This window comes from Acaricomes phytoseiuli DSM 14247 (genome assembly GCF_000376245.1).
Lineage (GTDB): Bacteria > Actinomycetota > Actinomycetes > Actinomycetales > Micrococcaceae > Renibacterium > Renibacterium phytoseiuli.
The window spans coordinates 14,171-32,353 of record NZ_AQXM01000051.1; the positions used below are offsets into that span (position 1 = coordinate 14,171).

General features: G+C 65.1%; 18 protein-coding genes and 1 riboswitch. Of the genes, 8 read left to right on the plus strand and 10 right to left on the minus strand.

Annotated features, from left to right (window positions below; translation table 11 throughout):
• The first annotated feature begins 92 nt into the window (after positions 1-92).
• Positions 93-1,061, plus strand: coding sequence for a YflT domain-containing protein (locus C501_RS12520; RefSeq protein WP_018134438.1), 969 nt, complete (start codon positions 93-95; stop codon positions 1,059-1,061).
• Positions 1,062-1,076: 15 nt separating this feature from the next.
• On the opposite strand, the gene C501_RS0104490 is transcribed toward C501_RS12520, so the two are convergent.
• Entirely contained in the window at positions 1,077-2,669 is a 1,593-nt protein-coding gene (locus C501_RS0104490) for an aminopeptidase P family protein (RefSeq protein ID WP_245532411.1), read from the minus strand.
• Positions 2,670-2,731: 62 nt separating this feature from the next.
• Here C501_RS0104490 and C501_RS0104495 point away from each other — a divergent pair, with 62 nt between their 5' ends.
• Positions 2,732-3,577: a PHP domain-containing protein gene (locus tag C501_RS0104495; protein ID WP_018134440.1), complete on the plus strand. Its 846-nt coding sequence runs from the start codon at positions 2,732-2,734 to the stop codon at positions 3,575-3,577.
• 10 nt (positions 3,578-3,587) lie between these two features.
• On the opposite strand, the gene C501_RS0104500 is transcribed toward C501_RS0104495, so the two are convergent.
• From C501_RS0104500 to thiE, 5 genes are all read right to left on the minus strand, one after another.
• The gene (locus tag C501_RS0104500) at positions 3,588-4,466 is read right to left on the minus strand and encodes a DNA-methyltransferase (protein ID WP_018134441.1); all 879 of its coding nucleotides are present in this window, start codon (positions 4,464-4,466) and stop codon (positions 3,588-3,590) included.
• 7 nt (positions 4,467-4,473) lie between these two features.
• Positions 4,474-6,159 (minus strand): DEAD/DEAH box helicase, encoded by a 1,686-nt coding sequence (locus C501_RS0104505; RefSeq protein WP_051064469.1) that lies wholly within the window; start codon positions 6,157-6,159, stop codon positions 4,474-4,476.
• A gap of 321 nt (positions 6,160-6,480) precedes the next feature.
• On the minus strand, positions 6,481-6,645 hold the full coding sequence (locus C501_RS14250) for a hypothetical protein (protein ID WP_018134444.1): 165 nt from the start codon (positions 6,643-6,645) through the stop codon (positions 6,481-6,483).
• A 19-nt stretch (positions 6,646-6,664) separates the two neighbouring features.
• Positions 6,665-8,206, minus strand: a complete 1,542-nt coding sequence (locus tag C501_RS0104520) for an RNB domain-containing ribonuclease (protein ID WP_018134445.1) — start codon at positions 8,204-8,206, stop codon at positions 6,665-6,667.
• A 55-nt stretch (positions 8,207-8,261) separates the two neighbouring features.
• Positions 8,262-8,918 (minus strand): thiamine phosphate synthase, encoded by a 657-nt coding sequence (gene thiE, locus C501_RS0104525; protein ID WP_018134446.1) that lies wholly within the window; start codon positions 8,916-8,918, stop codon positions 8,262-8,264.
• A 46-nt stretch (positions 8,919-8,964) separates the two neighbouring features.
• Positions 8,965-9,089: riboswitch (TPP riboswitch) on the plus strand.
• Between thiE and thiO the strand changes: the two genes are divergently transcribed.
• The 3 genes from thiO to C501_RS0104540 all read left to right on the plus strand — a co-directional run bounded on the left by thiO (position 9,079) and on the right by C501_RS0104540 (position 11,323).
• Positions 9,079-10,242, plus strand: a complete 1,164-nt coding sequence (gene thiO, locus C501_RS12525) for a glycine oxidase ThiO (RefSeq protein ID WP_018134447.1) — start codon at positions 9,079-9,081, stop codon at positions 10,240-10,242. (Overlaps the previous riboswitch by 11 nt.)
• Positions 10,243-10,284: 42 nt before the next feature.
• A complete protein-coding gene (thiS, locus tag C501_RS0104535) occupies positions 10,285-10,527 on the plus strand; it encodes a sulfur carrier protein ThiS (protein WP_018134448.1) in 243 nt (80 codons plus the stop codon).
• A gap of 4 nt (positions 10,528-10,531) precedes the next feature.
• The gene (locus C501_RS0104540; protein ID WP_018134449.1) at positions 10,532-11,323 is read left to right on the plus strand and encodes a thiazole synthase; all 792 of its coding nucleotides are present in this window, start codon (positions 10,532-10,534) and stop codon (positions 11,321-11,323) included.
• Positions 11,324-11,339: 16 nt separating this feature from the next.
• Here C501_RS0104540 and C501_RS0104545 read toward each other — a convergent pair whose 3' ends face one another.
• The 3 genes from C501_RS0104545 to C501_RS0104555 form a co-directional block, all read right to left on the minus strand.
• Positions 11,340-11,657 (minus strand): hypothetical protein, encoded by a 318-nt coding sequence (locus C501_RS0104545; RefSeq protein WP_018134450.1) that lies wholly within the window; start codon positions 11,655-11,657, stop codon positions 11,340-11,342.
• On the minus strand, positions 11,657-11,881 hold the full coding sequence (locus C501_RS0104550; RefSeq protein WP_018134451.1) for a DUF3107 domain-containing protein: 225 nt from the start codon (positions 11,879-11,881) through the stop codon (positions 11,657-11,659). The genes C501_RS0104545 and C501_RS0104550 overlap by 1 nt, the downstream gene beginning before the upstream one ends.
• An 84-nt stretch (positions 11,882-11,965) precedes the next feature.
• Entirely contained in the window at positions 11,966-12,595 is a 630-nt protein-coding gene (locus C501_RS0104555; protein WP_051064470.1) for a TetR/AcrR family transcriptional regulator, read from the minus strand.
• Between the two features lie 108 nt (positions 12,596-12,703).
• Between C501_RS0104555 and moeB the strand changes: the two genes are divergently transcribed.
• Positions 12,704-13,933 (plus strand): molybdopterin-synthase adenylyltransferase MoeB, encoded by a 1,230-nt coding sequence (gene moeB, locus C501_RS0104560; protein WP_018134453.1) that lies wholly within the window; start codon positions 12,704-12,706, stop codon positions 13,931-13,933.
• Positions 13,934-13,965: 32 nt separating this feature from the next.
• Here the strand turns inward: moeB and C501_RS0104565 are convergent, their stop codons facing one another.
• Positions 13,966-15,351 (minus strand): glutamyl-tRNA reductase, encoded by a 1,386-nt coding sequence (locus tag C501_RS0104565; RefSeq protein WP_018134454.1) that lies wholly within the window; start codon positions 15,349-15,351, stop codon positions 13,966-13,968.
• Between the two features lie 112 nt (positions 15,352-15,463).
• On the opposite strand from C501_RS0104565, the gene hemE reads away from it, so the two are divergent.
• Together hemE and C501_RS0104575 are read left to right on the plus strand one after the other, a co-directional pair.
• Positions 15,464-16,609, plus strand: coding sequence for a uroporphyrinogen decarboxylase (gene hemE / locus C501_RS0104570; RefSeq protein ID WP_018134455.1), 1,146 nt, complete (start codon positions 15,464-15,466; stop codon positions 16,607-16,609).
• Position 16,610: 1 nt separating this feature from the next.
• Positions 16,611-18,116, plus strand: a complete 1,506-nt coding sequence (locus tag C501_RS0104575; protein WP_018134456.1) for a protoporphyrinogen/coproporphyrinogen oxidase — start codon at positions 16,611-16,613, stop codon at positions 18,114-18,116.
• Positions 18,117-18,183: the final 67 nt, after the last annotated feature.

Sequence of the window (18,183 nt, forward strand, 5' to 3'; positions counted from 1 at the left end):
GGAGCCGGCCATAGGAATTCACCAGGTTCACCCGAAGCGATACTGGCGTATTCACAGCTGCACGGAGCCCTGAAGTGCGCGAGAATGCTCTTATGTCAAACCTTTTCGGCCCCGCCCGTAGACTCGATGATTCGCGCAGTGTGCCGGAAGGGGACACCGTCGGCAGCTACACCTCTTATCTGGATGCCCAGAAGGCCGTGGACTACCTGGCGGATCAGCAGTTCCGGGTCCAGCTGGTCTCTATCGTGGGCAACGATGTAAAGATGATCGAGCGGGTCACCGGCCGGCTCAGCTACCCCCGGGTGGCGCTGACCGGGGCGCTGCAGGGCATCTGGTTCGGGCTCTTCGTCGGCTTGCTGCTCTCCTTCTTCAGCCCTACGCCCAGCGGTTTCGGTATGGTGCCTTTCGCGATGCTGATCGGCGCCGGCTTCTGGATGCTCTTCGGCATCATCAGTTACGCCGCCCAGCGGGGCAAGCGGGATTTCACCTCGACGTCTCAGGTGGTTGCCGGCAGTTACGATGTGATCGTCGCCCGGGAGGCCTCCGCGGAGGCTCGCAGGCTGCTCCAGAATCTGCCGATGAATCATTCCACGGCGCAGCAGCAGTGGGGTGCACCGTCGCGGTCTGGGTCTGCTTCGCGAGCAGGGGATACCGCCCCGCCGCAGGGCAACGGCGGCTCTTCGCAGGGCTCTTCTGACAGCCAGCCATCTCAGGTGCCATCCCGCCCGGAAAGCTGGGGGAATCCCTACGGCGCTCAGCCACAGCGCCCCGCCCAGCCTCAGCAGCCGGCTCCGAAGACGACTCCGAATGCACAGAGCGGGGTAGGCGATACCGCCCAGCAGCAAGCAGTTCAGCAGTCTCCGGGCAGCTCTGAAAACCCCGAGCACGGTACCCCGAGGCGCGGAAGCTACCCGGACCTGCCCGATGGCAGGCCCCAGTACGGCGTGCGCGTCAGCCCGGAAGAGCAGACAAACTCACTGCAGGCCAGTGCGGATCAGGCCAGCTCAGACCAGCGGACTACTGGCCAGGCCGGCGAAGGCGCTGATCGCGAGCAGCGCTGAGCCGAGGCCGCCCGATCAGTGCTGATCCGCCTCGTAGATGCCGGCCATCCAGGCTTCGACATCATCGGGGTGACGGGGCAGTGCCGCGGAGAGGTTCACGTTACCGTCCGTGGTGATGAGCACATCGTCCTCGATGCGCACCCCGATGCCCCGGTATTCTTCGGGTACGGCGAGATCATCGGCTTTGAAGTACAGCCCCGGTTCGATGGTGAAGACCATACCCGGCTCCAGCACTCCGTCGAGATACAGCTCGGCTTTAGCCTGAGCGCAGTCGTGCACGTCCAGGCCCAGGTGGTGGCTGGTGCCGTGCGGCATCCAGCGCCGGTGCTGCTGGCCCTCCGGGGACAGCGCTTCTTCCACCGGCACATCGAGCAGCCCCCATTCCACGAGCCGTTCGGCGAGTACCCGCATAGCGGCCCCGTGGATGTCCCTGAATTTCGTACCGGGCCGCGCCACCTCGAAAGCGGCATCGGCGGCATCGAGCACGGCCAGATAGACCTTCCGCTGCACATCGGTGAAGCTGCCATTGACCGGCAGCGTGCGGGTGATATCAGCGGTGTACAGCGAATCAGCCTCGACCCCGGCATCGAGGAGTAGCAGATCACCGGAGGCGACCTTCCCGTTATTGGTGATCCAGTGCAGAGTCGTCGCGTGGTCGCCTGAGGCCGCGATGGTCTCGTAGCCCAGGCCGTTGCCCTCTTCACGCGCCTTAGCGGCGAAAGCTCCCTCCACGACGCGCTCGCCCCGGTGGTGGGTCATCGCTCGGGGCAATGCCCGCACTACCTCCGTGAAGCCATCGATGGTCGCGTCAACGGCTTCTTGGAGCTGGGCGACTTCCCAGGAGTCTTTGACCAGCCGGAGCGAGGAGAGTGCTTCGGTCAAGGCGGCGTCACTGGCATCGGCCGCGGAGAGATCAACGGTATCCGGATTCGGTGCGGTGTTGATCCGAGCGGTATCGATCAGGGCGTCGACCTGAGGGTCCGCATCCCGCAGCAGTCGCACCCGGTTGCCGCCGACGCTCGGCTCCCCGATGTTCTTGGTCAGGGCTACCTCGAGCTCAGTGAGATCGGCGGTGGGCAGGCCCAGCTGGGCACGCAGTTGGGCCAGGCTGGGCCGCTTGCCGATCCAGAACTCGCCCGAGCGGGCATCCGCGTAGAACTGCTCGGTGTCCCGACCCGCAAGCGGTCGGAAGTACAGGGTCGCCTGGTGGTGGCCGCCGCCGTCTCCGGCGCCGGCATCAACCGGTTCCAAGATCAAGACCGCATCCGGCTCGTGGTCCACGCCCAGGCCGGTCAGATGGGCGAAGCCCGAATGCGGGCGGAACATGTAATCGGTGTCATTGGAACGCACTTTGAGCGGGCCGGCCGGTATCACCAGTCGCTCCCCGGGGAACTTTTCGCTGATCGCCCGGCGGCGCTGCGCGGCATGCTCGGCGACAGGGTCCTGCGCAGGCAGCTCCTGGTTGGCCGGCGCCCAGCGGGAGCTCATGAAATTCCGGAAGGCGTCTGAGTCCGGTCGCAAGGAACGGTTGTTCACACGCTCCTCAAGCGGCTGCCCGTGTGCATCTGCGCTGCCGTCGTTGCTTGCTTCGGTCTGGTTCTGGGGGATTTCTGACACACCACCATCCTGCCACGGAAGCGGCGGAGGCGGATGCGTTCTAGGCTGAGAGAATGCGCATTGACCTCCACACTCACTCCACAGTCTCCGATGGCACCGAAGCGCCCAGCGAATTGATCCGCTCCGCGCGGGCCGCAGGACTGGACGTTGTGGCGCTGACAGATCATGATTCGACAGCCGGCTGGCAGGAGGCCGCAACCGCCGCCAGGGCCGAGGGCATCGCACTAGTGCCGGGCATGGAAGTCTCATCCCAGACCCCGGAGGGGATCACCGTGCACGTGCTCAGCTACCTGCACAACCCGGAGCATCCGGGCCTGCTGGCGGAGGTGCAGAAGTCGCGTCAGGCGCGCCTGGGCCGGGCGGAGCAGATGGCGACGCTGATCGCTGAGGACTATCCGATCAGCTGGGAGGACGTTTCGGCGCGGGTCGCCCCTGGCGCCACCGTAGGCCGGCCGCATATCGCCGATGCCTTGGTGGTCGCGTCAGTGGTGCGCACCCGGGACGAGGCGTTCGAATCCATTCTCTCTGCCCGGGGGAAGTACTGGGTCTCCCACTACGCCCCTGAACCAGCCGTTGCGGTGGCGCTGATCCGCAGCGCAGGGGGCGTTCCAGTATTCGCGCATCCGGTAGCGGTGGAGCGGGGCCGCGTGGTGGGCGATGAGGTGTACCGGCAGATGATCGATGCCGGCCTGGCCGGGCTGGAGATCGAGCACCGGGACAACCCGGCTGCGGGCAAAGAATTCCTCTATCGTCTCGCCGCTGAGCACGACCTCATCGTGACCGGCTCCTCTGACTATCACGGGGCAGGTAAGCGCAACCGCTTGGGTGAGAATACCACGAGCCCGCAGGCCCTCGCCCGGATCGAGGATCTAGCCAGCGGCACGGATGTGGTCCGCTAGTTGCCCGAGCTCAATCTGATGCCCCGGCACGGATGATTTCAGCGCTGGCGCTAAGGCGTCCGCTCATGATCTGCACCGCGGCAGAGTTCTGGTCCACACAGACGAAACGCCGGTCCAGCGCGGCGGCGACGGAGCCGAGAGTGCCCGAACCGGCGAAGAAGTCCATGACCCAGTCGCCCGGTTGCGAAGAAGCTGCCACCACCCGGCGCAGCAGGCCCTCCGGTTTCTGCGTGGGGTAGCCGGTCTTCTCCTTGCCAGTGGGGGAGACGATGGTATGCCACCAGACATCGGTAGGCAGCTTGCCCAGGGCAGCTTTCTCCGGTGTGACCAGACCCGGTGCCATATACGGCTCCCGATCCACCTCGGTGCTGTCGAAGTGATACTGCGCCGGGTCTTTGACATAGACCAGGATGGTGTCGTGCTTCGTCGGCCAGCGTCTTCGGGAGCGGGCACCAAAATCATAAGCCCAGATGATCTCGTTGAGGAAGCACTCCCGGCCGAAGATCGCATCCAGCATCACCTTGGCGTAATGCGCCTCCCGGTAATCCAGGTGCAGGTACAGCGTGCCCCGTTCATTCAGCAGCCGCCAGGCCTGCAATAGACGAGGTTCCAGGAACTCCCAGTAATCGGTGAAGGCGTCATCGTAGCGGTGCAGCTGGCCTTTAACGCTGGTGTAGCTATGACCGCCGAACCCGTTCCGGCTGCCGGTACTGGCCTCCGTACTGCGGGTCACTGTGACGTTCTGCCGGGTCTGAGCCCGCCCGGTGTTGAAGGGCGGGTCTATGTAGATCACAGTGAAAGAGCCATCTGGCAGTGGTTCCAGGAACGTGAGATTCTCGGCTTCCACCACCAGATTCGGCCCCTCTGGGTGCCAGCTGGTCTCAGTCACTCGCGGTTCAGGATTCAGCTGGCTGCGCCGGAGCGGCCTGAGCTGAGCTCTCCTGCTTCACTACCTGGCCGTTGCGGCGACGGGTCCGCCTGCGGTTCCGAGAAGGACGCGAGGCCTTCTCCTCCCGCTCTGTGCCCTGCCCGGAGGCTTCCTGCTTCTGCTCCGAGGCTCTGCCCGCTGCCTGGTCGCCGCCATCAGGGCGTCCACCGCGCCGCCTGCGGTTCCGGGAGCCACCGGATTTAGCCTCGGGACGATCTGAACGCGCTGGGCCATCGGACTGGCGGTCCCGACCACCGCGCTGCGGCTGCTGGCGTTTACCGGTTTCACCGAGATCTTCAATGGCTTCCGCAGCTAGGCCGGCATGAGTGCGCTTGTTCTTGGGCAGGCGACCTTTGGTGCCTTCGGGAATGTTCAGGTCCGCGAAGAGGTGCGCAGAGGAGGAGTAGGTCTCCTCGGGGTTGGGCACACCCAGCCCGATGGCTTTGTCGATCAGCGACCAGCGGGGCACATCGTCCCAGTCCACGAGCGTTACCGCGGTGCCTTTCTGCCCGGCTCGGCCGGTGCGGCCGATCCGGTGCAGATAAGTTTTCTCATCCTCCGGGCACTGGAAGTTGATGACGTGAGTGACGTCTTCGACATCGATACCGCGGGCTGCGACATCGGTGGCCACCAGAATGTCCACTTTATTGTTCCGGAAAGCTCGCAGAGCTTGTTCCCGGGCGCCCTGGCCGAGGTCGCCGTGGATGGCGCCCGCTGCGAAACCACGGGCGGTCAGCTCATCGGAGAGTCGGGCTGCGGTGCGCTTGGTCTTGGTGAAGATGATGCTCCGGCCGCGGCCCTCAGCCTGCAGCACTCGGGCCACCAATTCGTCCTTGTCCATATTGTGCGCGCGGTAGACCAGCTGGCGGATGTCTTTCTTCGTGACGCCCTCATCGTCCGGATCGGCCGCGCGGATATGGGTGGGCTGGGTCATGTAACGACGGGCCATAGCCACTACGGGGCCAGGCATCGTCGCGGAGAAGAGCATGGTCTGGCGAACTTCCGGGGTGGCTGCCAGCAGGGTCTCGACGTCCGGGAGGAAGCCGAGGTCCAGCATTTCATCGGCTTCGTCGAGAACGACGATCCGTACGTTCTTGAGGTTCAGATGGCGCTGCCGGTAGAGGTCGATGAGCCGCCCGGGCGTGCCGACCACTACCTCGGTGCCTTTGGTGAGCGATTCGATCTGGGGCTCGAAGGCGCGGCCGCCGTAGATCGTGGTGACCCGGGCTCCCCGTTGGCGGGCTGCGGTCTGAACATCGTTGGCGACCTGCACCGCGAGCTCTCGGGTCGGCACGATGATCAAGGCCTGCGGTGCGCCGGGGGTGGGCAGTGCCGAGAATTTTTCATCGCCTGGGGCGACGACTCGCTGCAGCACCGGGATACCGAAGCCGAGGGTCTTGCCGGTGCCGGTTTTGGCCTGTCCGATGATGTCGTGGCCGGAGAGCGCGACGGGCAGCGTCATGGCCTGGATGGGGAAGGGGTGCAGGATCCCGGCGTCGCTCAAGGATGCGACGATATCCGGGTGAACCGCGAAATCCGCGAAGGTCTCCGGGGACTCCTCACGCGGATCGCCTTCGGCCGTGATCGAGGCGTCGACGGTGATCTCCTCGGCGGCGTCCTCGGCATGCAAATGATTATTCTGATCGATAGTCACGAAGTCTTCGTCTTCCTGAAAGGTTTCCGAGGCTCGACGCCGGCCGCGGGAGCGGTAGACGGAACCGTGCGGAAACGGGCCGCGGAAGCCGATCGTGTGCTAAGCGCCGCCGGGTTGGCGGCTACCGGCCAAATGCTGAACGTCAGATCAGAGCCGGAGTGGTCGGTGGAACGAGGCTTTCTCGGACGACCGGGCATCCAGTACTGACCCAGTCTATCGGACGACGCCGCTGACTTTCGGGAACCGGGGATGCACAGCTCAGGGGCGGGGCCCGCCGATGCCAGGAATCAGCCCAGTGTAGAAGCCAGCTCAGTGAATGATTCAGCCCAGGCCGGGAATCGAAGCGAACCAGGAGGAGACCGTGCTGGTCCAGTCGCCGACCATGCCGACCACGGAGTTCACTGTATCCAGGACTCCGCCCACCGCCTCGGAGATCGACGTACCTATCGACCCGACCCAGGCGAAGAAATCACGCATGAAACCCATAGGGGCATCTTATCCTGCGCTATCGGACAGTCTCTTGGGTTGTCGCTGAGTCCTTGCTGTTATCAGCGATCCAGCGGAACCGGACCGCGCGCTGGTCGATATCCGCGCAGAGCAGTTCCACCCGCCCCGTCGATCCCGGGGCGATCTCCTCGACCCCTGGGGCAGCAGTCGGAAGCTCGCAGGGCGCGGTGACCGCGGGGCTCAGCAACTGAACCGTTCCGCGCCGCGTTGAATCTGTCTGCGAAGAAGACCCCCGATCGGGTGTCACCGAGACGAGCACCGCCTCGAACTCCTGGCCCACCAGATCGGCCAGGACCGCGGCCTCCATGAGGTCCAGCCCAGCCCGGTTCACTTTCCCCGCGAGCTGACCGCTCATCGCCATCAGTTCCGGCAGCTCCGGCAGCGCTTCGCGCACCCAGGCCGGCACCTCTTCCCCCGCGCACAGCGCAGCACAGATCACCAGGACGAAACGGTCTACGAGCCGCCGCAGTGGAGCCGTGGTGTGCGTATACGGAGCGGCGACCGCGGCTTGTTCCGGCTGCTCCGGTGCAGCTCCGTCGAAAGGGGTGTAGCCGGCACCGCGGAAGAGTGATGTCGCGGCATGCAGCAGCGCCAGATGCTGCGGATTCTCCGGGTTCAGGGTACGCAGGAACTCACCGTAGGCGAGCCCCGCCGGCCACGGTGCCCCGAGTGCCCGGGCCTGCAGGCGGAACTGCTTCACCACGGCGGTATCCGGCTCCGGCATGGTGCGCAGGATGCCGATGCCGCCAGCCAGCATGATCTGAGCCGCAGCCATTCCGGTCAGTAGCGAGATCTGCGCGTTCCAGTCCTCGATGGGCAGATTGGGGTGAGCCACTAGGCGGTAACCGCGCTCCGTGCGCTCGATATGCTGCTGCGGGGTATTGAGACTGGCGCCGCCGCGCTCGCGTTCCAGCTCGATGCGCTTGAGCCCGATCTCCCGGAGTAGCAGCAAGGTCTCCAGGTACTCCGAGGCAGTTTCGGATTCGATGTCTTGCTGCGCCTGCGCATAGCTGAGCTTAGCGATGGAGCGGACGGCCGCTCTGGCCACGGTAGCGGAGAGCTGGCGGCCATCGGCGTCCAAGACGATCTCCCACAGATAGGCCGGGCGCCCCTGACCGGGCAACAGACTCCCCGCGTCCTCACTCAGCCGGGGCGGGTGCAGCGGAATCCTGCCATCCGGCAGATAGAGAGTCTGGCCGCGCCGCCGAGTCTCCGCATCGATGGCCCCGCCGGGGTGCACGAAGACCGGAACATCGGCAATGGCATAGCGGACCAAATACCCGTCTTCGGTTCGGCTCAGGGCCATCGCCTGGTCGAGATCCATCGAATCGGGCGGGTCGATGGTCACCAGAGGGAGCTCGCGAGCATCCCGGCCCGGGGCGCCGAGGCCCGGGAGCCGGGCATCGCAAACGGCTTGTTCGGCTTCAGCCAGTACCTCGGGGCTGAAAGACTCGGGCAAGTCGAATTCCTCCCGGAGCGCGCTCAGCGCCTGGCGCAGTTCCGGATCACTGTCCTGGATGGTGAGTTGCGAGAAAGGCACCCGACTAGCCTAACCCTCCGGGCTGAGCCGCTTCCGGGGAAGCTTTCACGGGCCCCTACAGAAGGCTGCGGATCTGCCGGGCGTCGGATTCCGGATCCGGGGAGTCCGTGATGGCCCGGACCATCACCACCCGACGTGCTCCCGAGGCGAGCACGTCATCGAGGTTCTGCTGGTTAACGCCGCCGATCGCGAACCAGGGCTTGGCTGCGTCACCACCGTCTGAGCCCGGCTCGGTGACATCGGCTGCGTAACGGACTAGAGGCAGACCGGTTGCGGGGCGGCCCGGTTTGGTCGGGGTGGCCCAGAGCGGCCCAACGCAGAAATAGTCCGCTGCCGAGTCCAGGGCGGCGTCCACCTGATCGGGGGAATGCGTGGAGAGTCCCGCCAGAACAGTGGGCAGGATCCTGCGCATCTGCGGAATCGGCAGATCGGCCTGCCCGAGGTGCAGGACGGGAGCGCCGCTGAGCTGAGCGAGATCAGCCCGGTCGTTGACCGCCCAGAGCTTGCCGTGCCGCTCCGCCGTCTCACGGAGCACGTCGAGCAGCTCCAGCTCCTCAGCCGCCTCCAGGTTCTTATCGCGGAGCTGGACTATATCCGCCCCGCCGCGGTAGATCCGGTCTAGGAAAACCGACAGGTCACCTTGAGCTTTCCGGGCATCCGTGCATACATAGAGCCGGGCACGGTCTAGCTGTGAGCGGTCAGGAGCATCCATCGCTTAACAGCTTAGCTTTCTGCGGCTTCCCCGGGCCCGGTTAGACTGAGAGCACCACGGGAGCCTTGCCGACGAATTCACCACCAAGGCTGAGAGGAGACGCATACGGGCGTCTCGACCGTACGACCTGATCCGGATCATGCCGGCGTAGGGAGGGGACATGCCCTTCGTCAATGCGCCGTACCAGTACGAGAAGCCCGATGTCCTGATCATCGGTGGGGGAGTCATCGGGCTCACCATCGGCTGGTACCTGCGCGGCAAGGGCCTGCGCGTGCTCTTGCTGGACCCGGCTCCCGCGACGGGAGCCAGTTACGCGGCAGCCGGAATGCTCGCTCCCGTCAGCGAATTCCACTACCGTGAGGACGCCCTGCAGCGTTTGATGCTTCAGGCGGCCGGGCTCTGGCCGGAATTCGCCCGAGCGGTCACGCAGACTACCGGCGAGGATCCCGGTTATCTCAGCGAAGGAACCCTCTTAGCGGGTTTTGACGCTGCGGACCGGAGGATGCTCGGCGATCTGATGGCGGCCCAGCAGCAGCACGGTCTGCCTGCCGAACGCTTGGACCCGGCTGGCCTAGCCGCTGCCGAGCCGCTGCTGGCGGCAGGTGGTTACGGCTTCCGGGCCCGGAGCGATCATCAAGTGGACCCGCGCAGGCTCACGACTGCGCTACTCGGCGTGCTCCCGGTGCTGCCCGTCAGAGTCATCGCAGCAGGGCGGCAGGAAGTGCTGCTGGAAGACAACAGCCGCCTCTGCGCAGGCGCGGTGATCCTGGCCAATGGGCTCGGCGCTGCGGATCTCAAGAGCCTGGGGGATACCCCGCTCCCCAGGCTCCGACTCCGGCCGGTCTTCGGGGACATTCTGCGTCTGGCTGCTGGCGCTACTGCTGTCGACCAGCCCCGGCTGAAGGGCACGCTCCGGGGTTTGGTCCGGGGCAGGCCGGTTTACCTCGTGCCGCGATCCGATGGCAGCGTGGTCCTCGGCGCCACTCAGCGCGAGGATGGCAGGGCGGAACCGCTTGCCGGGGGAGTTCTGCAGCTGCTCCGGGACGCCCAGGCGCTGGTCCCCCTGGTCGAAGAGCTGACGATCCTGGAAGTGATGGCCCGGGCGCGGCCCGCGACCCCGGACAACGCCCCGCTCATCGGGTGGAGTGAGGCGGGGCCGCTCCTCGCCACCGGGCTCTTCCGCCATGGTGTGCTGCTGGCGCCGGTTGTCGCGGAACTCTGCTGGCGGCTCCTCAACGGCGAAGCCGGCGCAGAGGATCGAGTGGCTGACTTCCACCCCGAAAGATTCCAGACGCTATCCCGGCAGCCGGCTGAGCCGGGTTGAGCAGGGCTGAGAACAAACAAGAACCAGAGAAGAGCGAGAGACGTGCGAGTTTTCGTCAATGATCAAATAGTGCAGTGCCAGACGCCGGATGAGGTGACGGTGCATCGTCTGGTCGCACAGCATACGGGCCGTGAGCTGAGGCCGGATGGTAGTGCCGCGGACGGCAGCCGACTGGGCCTCGCCGTCGCCCGGAACGGCGAGGTCGTGCCGCGTGCCAGCTGGGCGAGCACCCGGTTGGCCGATGGCGACCGCCTGGATATCGTCACCGCAGTACAGGGAGGTTAGGCAGATGACTGAACATTCGGATCCGCTCATGATCGATGGCGCCGCCCTTGGTTCCCGCCTCATCATGGGCACCGGTGGGGCACCGAGCCTGAGCGGCCTGGGGAAGGCCCTGGTGGCTTCCGGTACTGAGCTGGCCACAGTCGCCATGCGCCGCTACGCCCCGCAACCGGGAACGGCTCCAGGAGAGACTCTTTTCGATCTGTTCGCTGAGCTCTCTCTACGGATCCTGCCCAATACCGCGGGGTGCTTCACCGCCCGCGAAGCCGTGCGCACCGCGGAACTGGCCCGCGAAGCCCTGGAGACACATTGGATCAAACTGGAAGTGATCACGGATGAGGATACGCTCCTCCCGGATGCGGCGGGACTGCTGGAGGCCACGGAGGCTCTCGTGGGCCGGGGGTTCACGGTTTTCGCCTACACCAATGACGACCCAGCCCTGGCCTTACGCCTGGAGCACTTGGGCGCTGCTGCGGTGATGCCGCTGGGCGCTCCGATCGGCACTGGGCTGGGCATCCTCAACCCGCACAATATCGAGCTCATCGTCTCCCGGGCCTCCGTGCCCGTGGTGCTGGACGCCGGGATCGGCACCGCATCGGATGCAGCTCTTGCGATGGAACTTGGCTGCGATGCGGTGCTCCTGGCCACCGGAGTGACCCGGGCCCAGCACCCTGTGCGCATGGCTGAAGCATTCCGGCATGCGGTCATGGCAGGGAGTCTGGCTGCCCGGGCCGGGCGCATCCCGGCGCGGCGTCACGCTCAGGCCTCCTCGCCCTTCGCCGGCCGGGCTGACCTGTGAGTCAGACTGCTGGCAGTCAGAACTGCTTCAGCACGGTCGTGAGCTGGGCGGCGTCGGCCTCACTGCGCTTGCGGCTCAACAGAAGCGAGAAGGTCATCGACGCGGCCAGTGCGAGCACTAAGGGAGCGATCCAGGGCACCCAGGTCCAGCCGGGTCGGTAGTCCAGGCCCATCGCCTGGGCGACCACCCAGGTCAGCATCGCGGTGACCACCGCGATGCCCGCGGGCAGGGTCGCCCCGTAACGGATATGCTCGCGATCTGCCGCCCAGACGACCATGCCGATCCCGATGGAGATCAGCGCGATCACGACGATCTCGACGATGCCCGCGGTCATCACAGGGTTCCGAATCCTACGCGGCGCGGTTCCTCGGCACCGATTTCCACATAACCGATAGCCTGCACCGGAACGACCACAGCGCGGCCCTTCGCATCGGCGAGCTTCAACTGGCCGCCCTCGCTGAGCGCATCCGCGACCAGCTTCTCCACTTCTGCGGGCTCCTGATCTGATTCGAGGACCACTTCCCGGCCGATATTCTGAATCCCGATCTTGATCTCCATGGGGCTCCCTTTGCTGCTTTTCACTGCTGTTTCTGCTGTGCTTGCTGGCGTTGCGATGATTAGATCATCAGCTCGGTCACGAGTCTATTCTTCCCGCTTGAGAGTGTCCTTAGGAAAGTGACTGATTCCGCGCCAAGCTAAACGGTAGATCAGATCGGAGGCGACACCCAGTTCCAGCTCCTGATCGGTTTCCAGCCAGTAGCGCGCACTGACATGGGACATTCCGGCTAGCGCCCGTCCCAGCAGGGTGGCTTCCGCAGTGCTCAGGGCGGTGTCGTGCTTGATGATCTCCGCGATGGCCGAGGCGTACTCCGCGTTGAATTCTTCGATCCGCGCTGCGACTTCGGGATCATTGAGTAGATCGTTCTCGAAGATCAACCGATGCGCCTGGTCGTCTTGGGCGATGAAGTCGAAATAGGCGCGGATCGTGGCCTCGACCCGGTATTTATTGTCATTGGTGGAGGAGAGCGCCTTCAGCATCCGCTCCGTCAGCTCGGTGACCTGCTGATCCAGCAGCGCCAGATACAGATCCCGCTTCGAAGGGAAATGCTGATAGAGCACAGGCTTGGAGACCTGGGCTTTTTCGGCGATCTCATCCATCGAGGCACCGTAATAGCCGTGGGCTACAAAAACCTGCCGGGCTGCTGCTAAGAGCTGGGCTCGTCGCTCATCGCGCGGCATTCGCGCCGAGCGGCTGCGAGTCTCCTGCACCATGCTTACCTTCACTTCGCTTCCCTTAGACAGCGTGACTGTGTACATCTTAGATCCCCGGTGACTGACGGTCTCTGTCTCAACCGGGGGGGTGTGGCGTAAGTTGGTGATATGCCAGCAGAACCGGTCGCGCAGAGCGCCCCCGACCAGATCCAGCAGTTGCCGGGACTTCCGGGCCCACTGGTCCCGCCGGGCGCTGAGCTGACGGCAGAGGAACAGCGCCGTTATGCGCGGCACCTGTTGCTTCCGGGGATCGGAGTCGCAGGTCAGCGCCGTCTGAAGCGCGCGAAAGTGCTTGTCATCGGAGCAGGTGGTCTCGGCGCGCCGGTGATCTCGTATCTTGCGGCTTCGGGCGTAGGCCGACTCACCGTGATCGATGACGATGTGGTGGAGCTGAGCAACCTGCAGCGTCAGGTGATTCACGCGACAACTTCGCTGGATCAGGGCAAGGTCGGTTCCGCCGCGTCCGCGGTAGCCGCCCTCAACCCTCTGGTCGAGGTGGTGGCGCTGCGGCAGCGGTTCTGCGAGCACAATGCTCTGGAATTAGCGGGTGACGCTGATCTGGTGATCGATGGCAGCGATAATTTCGCCACGAGGTACCTGGTTTCTGACGCCTGCGAGATTCTGGCGAAGCCCTTGGTCTGGGGCTCGCTCCTCAGATTCGATGGCCAGGTATCGGTGTTTTGGGCGGGACATGGCCCGACCTATCGAGATCTTTTCCCGGAAGCGCCGGATCCGGATACGGTGCCTTCGTGCGCTGAAGCAGGGGTTTTCGGGGCCCTCTGCGGAGTGATCGGGTCGGTGATGGCCGCGGAGTCGGTCAAACTGATCACGGGAGCCGGTGAGCCTCTTCTGGGGCGGGTGCAGGTTTATCACGGTCTTGATGGAAGCTGGCAGACCATACGTCTGAACCCGGACCCGCAGCGTTCGCCGGTGCGAGCTCTGGGCGAGGCGTCCGGTGCGCCCAAGAGGTCGACGGTATCGACGGTGATGATGGACGCAGCGCAGCTGCGGGAACTGCCCAGGGGCAGTTATCGGTTCGTGGACATCCGCCCCGCTCAGGATGCCGATGCTCAGCCGGTTTCCGAAGCTATTCGGTTGCCCAAAGAGTTGATCGATGTGGGGGAGTACGAAGCAGCTGAGCTGCCCCGAAATGTTCGGTTGGTGCTTGTCTGCGATACCGGTTTCAGGTCTGCGGCTGCGGCTTTGGCATTGCGTTCCGCGGGGTTCCCGGAATCGTTCAGCGTCGCGGGAGGCATCCGTGCACTGAGCTCTTTAGGTGAGTTCGCTGTAGATGAAAGCTCTGTAGCCGAAAGATCTGTCGGAGAAGAAAGCCGCTGAAGCACAATCCCTTGAGTTCTCGCCGGCGGCACTCAGGCGGTGCGGGAGATCCTGGGCTGGGTCGTGACCGTGGCATCGGCCGGGCAGTGCGGCGCTTCAACAGCCTCTGCGTGGTGCGTTGCTTCAACGCTCTTCGCCATGGGCTCGGGCGCGATTCCGTAAAGAGTCTCCAGCGCCGCCAGGTATTCGTCGTGCCGGCCTTCGGCGGCCAGCTCTCTGGCTCGCATGGTGGGGATATGTAGCAATTGGCGTACCATCCTCCGCAGTGCGAATTCGACTTCTTCAGCTGCCGCCGTGCAGCCGTGCTGCGCCCGTACTCGCTCCATCTCATGGTCCAGAGCACTGAGCGTGTGATTGCGCAGTGCGATGATGGCGGGGTTCATCTTGCGGCCGACGTCTCCGGCCCGGAAATCCTGCGCGGCAGCGGCCACGATGCCCCTGGCTTCGAGCAGGGCACTTTCCTGTTCGGCAGGAGCCGCCAGGCGCACTGATTCAAGGCTGAGCAGCTCGACTCCGGGCAGTTCGGTGACCGCTGGGTCAAAATCGTGGCTCAGCGCCAGGTCGATCACGGTGAGGGGAGTATTGCTATGGCCTGATTCCTGGCGGATGGCTGCCAGCGTCGATGCTGCGATGCGCCGCTCCGAACCGCTGCAGCCGATAATCAGATCGGCATGGCCGAGGGCTTCTTCCAGGGATTCCACGGCCGTACCGCCACGACGGCTGACGAATTCCGAGGCCCGGCCGGAAGAAGAGTAGACGGCGATGTTCTGTACGCCTCGTTCCCGGAGCAGAGCCATCGTGACCCCCGCATAAGCCCCGGTGCCGAAGATCACCGCATTGAGCCGCTGCCAGGCTGACTCTGTTTCTGTCTGCGTCTGCGCGGTTCTTGCTGCCTGGTTCTCGCCGGGGAAGGATTCTGCTGCCAGGTCGAGGGCGACCGAGACGATGGAGCGCCCCTGGCTGCCCAGCGCAGTCTCTGAGCCGACGCGCTTAGCTGTTTTGGAAGCGGTCTGGAAAAGCCGGACCAGAGGGCCGGGCACGGCGGAGCCTTCAGCGGCGTACGCGGCCTGGGCTTCACTGAGGGCTCGCCGTACTTGGCCGGCGATCTCGCGCTCGCCGACGACCGCAGAGTCCAGGCCGGCGGCTACCGAGAAGAGGTGCTCCCCGGCCTCACTGGAGTTCAGGGGGCGCAGACTTCTGCTGATGAAATCCTCGGAGAGGCCAGAGGCCTGGGAAATCTTGGTGATCAGTTCGTGCCGATGCGTTTCCGGCTGGTCTGCTAATGCGTAGATTTCGAAACGGTTGCAGGTGGCCAGGACGATGCCATTTCCAGCAACGCTAGTGGAGCCGGCGCTCAGACGGGCGACGGTCTCGAGATCTTGGTCGGCATGAGTGGCGACGAGAGCATGGAGGTCCACAACGATCTCATCCTACGATTTCGATCCTTTGTAGAACAGCAAGGCTTGCCTCACCTGAAAATTGACAGAGTGTCGTTATCCAAAACCGGCTTTGACGGGGAGAATCGTAGGTATGACAGCAGTTTTTCAACGCTCAGATCGCGACCCGCAGCACCTCGACCAGCAGCGTTCGGAAGGGCTCAGTGCTGAGCACCCGCTGCGGGATGGGCGAACCGCGGATTCTGCGCTGATCGCCGCTTATGCCGGTCAGCAGCCTGGCCGCCGCCCGGTGTGGTTCATGCGGCAGGCGGGCCGCTCCCTGCCTGAATACCGTGCTGCCCGGGAGGGCACCTCGATGCTCGACTCCTGCCTACATCCGGAACTGGCCAGCGAGATCACCCTGCAGCCGGTGCGCCGGCACGATGTCGACGCTGCTATCTTCTTCTCCGATATTGTCATCCCGCTCAAGCTGGCTGGGGTCAGCGTCGATATCGTCCCCGGTATCGGCCCGGTGCTGGAGAAACCGATCCGGAGCCTCGAAGACGTCCGGGCGCTTCCCCGGCTCGAGTCAGAGGCTCTGGCCCCGATCCGTGAGGCAGTAGGGCTGACGGTCGCCGAACTCGGCAAGACTCCGCTCATCGGCTTCGCCGGTGCCCCCTTCACCCTGGCCGCTTATATGGTGGAAGGCCGGCCCTCCCGGGATCACCTCGGGCCGCGTTCGATGATGCACGCCGATCCGCAGACTTGGCAGGAGCTCGTGCAGTGGGCTGCAGATGTCTCGGGCAGCTTCCTGCGCGCTCAGCTCGAAGCGGGCGCGAGCGCCGGGCAGCTCTTCGACTCCTGGGCCGGCTCGCTGGGGCTGGCCGATTACACCGCGCATGCGGCTCCGGCATCGCAGCGGACCCTCGGCTATGTGCGCGAACTGGGGGTGCCCCTCGTGCACTTCGGCACGGGCACCTCGGAACTACTTACCGTGATGCGCGATGTCGGCGCCGATGTGGTGGGCGTGGACTATCGCTTGCCCCTCGACGAAGCCTCTCGTCGCCTGGGCGGAACCACGCCGCTTCAAGGCAATATCGATCCTGCGCTGCTCTTCGCTCCCTGGCCAGTCCTGGAAGCTCACGTTCGCGACGTGCTGCGGCGGGGTTCCGTTGCGCCCGGTCATGTGCTCAACTTGGGGCACGGCGTGCCCCCAGAAACGGACCCGGCAGTGCTGAGCCGCATCGTGGAGCTGGTGCACAGCATCGACCCCGGTTCCTCGCCACAGCAGGAGGCCTAGTATGTCGAATGAGTCTGGTTTCGAAGACCCTCTGCCCGCTGACTCCCGTTCAGCGTCAGTCCCCGGCACTCGAGCCGTGGTGATCGGTGCGGGTATCGCCGGGCTGGTAGCGGCCCGGGAGCTCGCGCATGCCGGAATGGCAGTCACCGTGATCGAAGCGAGCGGCCAAGTCGGCGGAGCGGTTGCGGCGCATGAAGTCGGCGGCCTGGTGCTGGACGCCGGAGCGGAGAGCTACGCCACCCGGAGCCCGGTTTTCGCCGAGCTGGCAGAGGCCCTGGGTCTGGGCGAGCAGCTCACGGAGCCCAACCCCGCCGGGGCATGGTTGTATCACCCGGAGATCAAGAACCCGGACCATGCCGTACCCCTGCCGAAGCAGGCGCTGCTGGGCATCCCTGGAGACCTGGACGAGCCTTCGCTCCGGGAGGTTCTCGGCGGCCCGGGGCTGCTCCGTGCGAAGCTCGATATGAATCTGCCCAAGGGCGTCGGCGCCAAAGCGGCTTCCCTGGCGGATCTGGTCCGCGCCCGGATGGGTCAGACCGTGTTGGACCGCCTTGTGGCCCCGATCGCCGGAGGCGTGTACTCCGTGAGCCCCGAAGAGCTGGACCCGGAGGCCGTCATTCCCGGAATCCGTGCCTCGATTCGGGAGCACGGTTCGCTTTCGGCGGCGATCAGGGCTATGCGCGGCCCTGGTGTGCGGCCTGGCTCCGCCGTGGGCGGTGTACGAGGAGGCGTCTTCCAGATCGCCCGGGCGCTGCGTACCGAGCTGGAGGATCTGGGCGTCGAGATTCTCCTGGACACCCCTGTGGAAGGAGTGCACCTGGAACCTCAGGAACAGCAGGCAGGCCACGCAGGCGGTAAAGACACTAAAAACAATCCAGTGGGTCGCGGCGCGGCAGAGACCTGGAGGGTTAGCACTGCGCTGGCGCAGCTTCCCGCGGAACGGCTGGTCATCGCCGCGGATGCGGTTTCCGCGGTGCAGCTGCTCACCCCGCACCTCGCGGAAGCCGAAGAGTTCGCCGATATCGCAGAGCAGCGCCGGGAACTGACCCTGGTGACGCTACTGGTCGATATGCCAGAGCTCGATGCCGCTCCGCGGGGCACCGGTGTGCTCATCGCGGCGCAGGAAGCCACGATCCGGGCGAAGGCGCTGACTCATTCGACCGTGAAATGGTCCTGGTTGGCCGAGGAGGAGGGGCCGGGAACCCATGTGCTCAGGCTGTCATACCCCGAGCGCGATGCGGCATCCGTGCCCCAAGCGCTCGCAGACGCCAGCACTGTGCTCGGACTCGAGATCACGGAGCAGGACGTCGTCGATGCGGATCAGCTGACCTGGGCCTCTGCGGTCTCGCCGGCGCTGCTCGGGCAGCGGGCGAAGCTCGCCGAGCTCCGAGCGGCGGTATCGGCTTCGCACCCGGGCCGCCTGGCGGTTACGGGCGCCTGGCTCGCCGGCAACGGCCTGGCGGCGGTGATCGCCGATGCTCAGGGGCAAGCGCGAAAGCTGGTATGAGCCGGCATCCAGAAGATTTCTACGAGTTGTAGAATGCAGATGTTATCGGATTTCTTGTAAGTGAGGG

Coding starts and splice junctions, on each gene's coding strand:
- C501_RS12520 (WP_018134438.1), top strand. CDS start 93: ATGTCAAACCTTTTCGGCCCCGCCCGTAGACTCGATGATTCGCGCAGT.
- C501_RS0104575 (WP_018134456.1), top strand. CDS start 16,611: ATGTCGAATGAGTCTGGTTTCGAAGACCCTCTGCCCGCTGACTCCCGT.
- C501_RS0104550 (WP_018134451.1), bottom strand. CDS start 11,881: ATGGAGATCAAGATCGGGATTCAGAATATCGGCCGGGAAGTGGTCCTC.
- moeB (WP_018134453.1), top strand. CDS start 12,704: ATGCCAGCAGAACCGGTCGCGCAGAGCGCCCCCGACCAGATCCAGCAG.
- C501_RS14250 (WP_018134444.1), bottom strand. CDS start 6,645: ATGGGTTTCATGCGTGATTTCTTCGCCTGGGTCGGGTCGATAGGTACG.
- C501_RS0104495 (WP_018134440.1), top strand. CDS start 2,732: ATGCGCATTGACCTCCACACTCACTCCACAGTCTCCGATGGCACCGAA.
- hemE (WP_018134455.1), top strand. CDS start 15,464: ATGACAGCAGTTTTTCAACGCTCAGATCGCGACCCGCAGCACCTCGAC.
- thiO (WP_018134447.1), top strand. CDS start 9,079: ATGCCCTTCGTCAATGCGCCGTACCAGTACGAGAAGCCCGATGTCCTG.
- C501_RS0104545 (WP_018134450.1), bottom strand. CDS start 11,657: ATGACCGCGGGCATCGTCGAGATCGTCGTGATCGCGCTGATCTCCATC.
- C501_RS0104555 (WP_051064470.1), bottom strand. CDS start 12,595: ATGGTGCAGGAGACTCGCAGCCGCTCGGCGCGAATGCCGCGCGATGAG.
- C501_RS0104540 (WP_018134449.1), top strand. CDS start 10,532: ATGACTGAACATTCGGATCCGCTCATGATCGATGGCGCCGCCCTTGGT.
- thiE (WP_018134446.1), bottom strand. CDS start 8,918: ATGGATGCTCCTGACCGCTCACAGCTAGACCGTGCCCGGCTCTATGTA.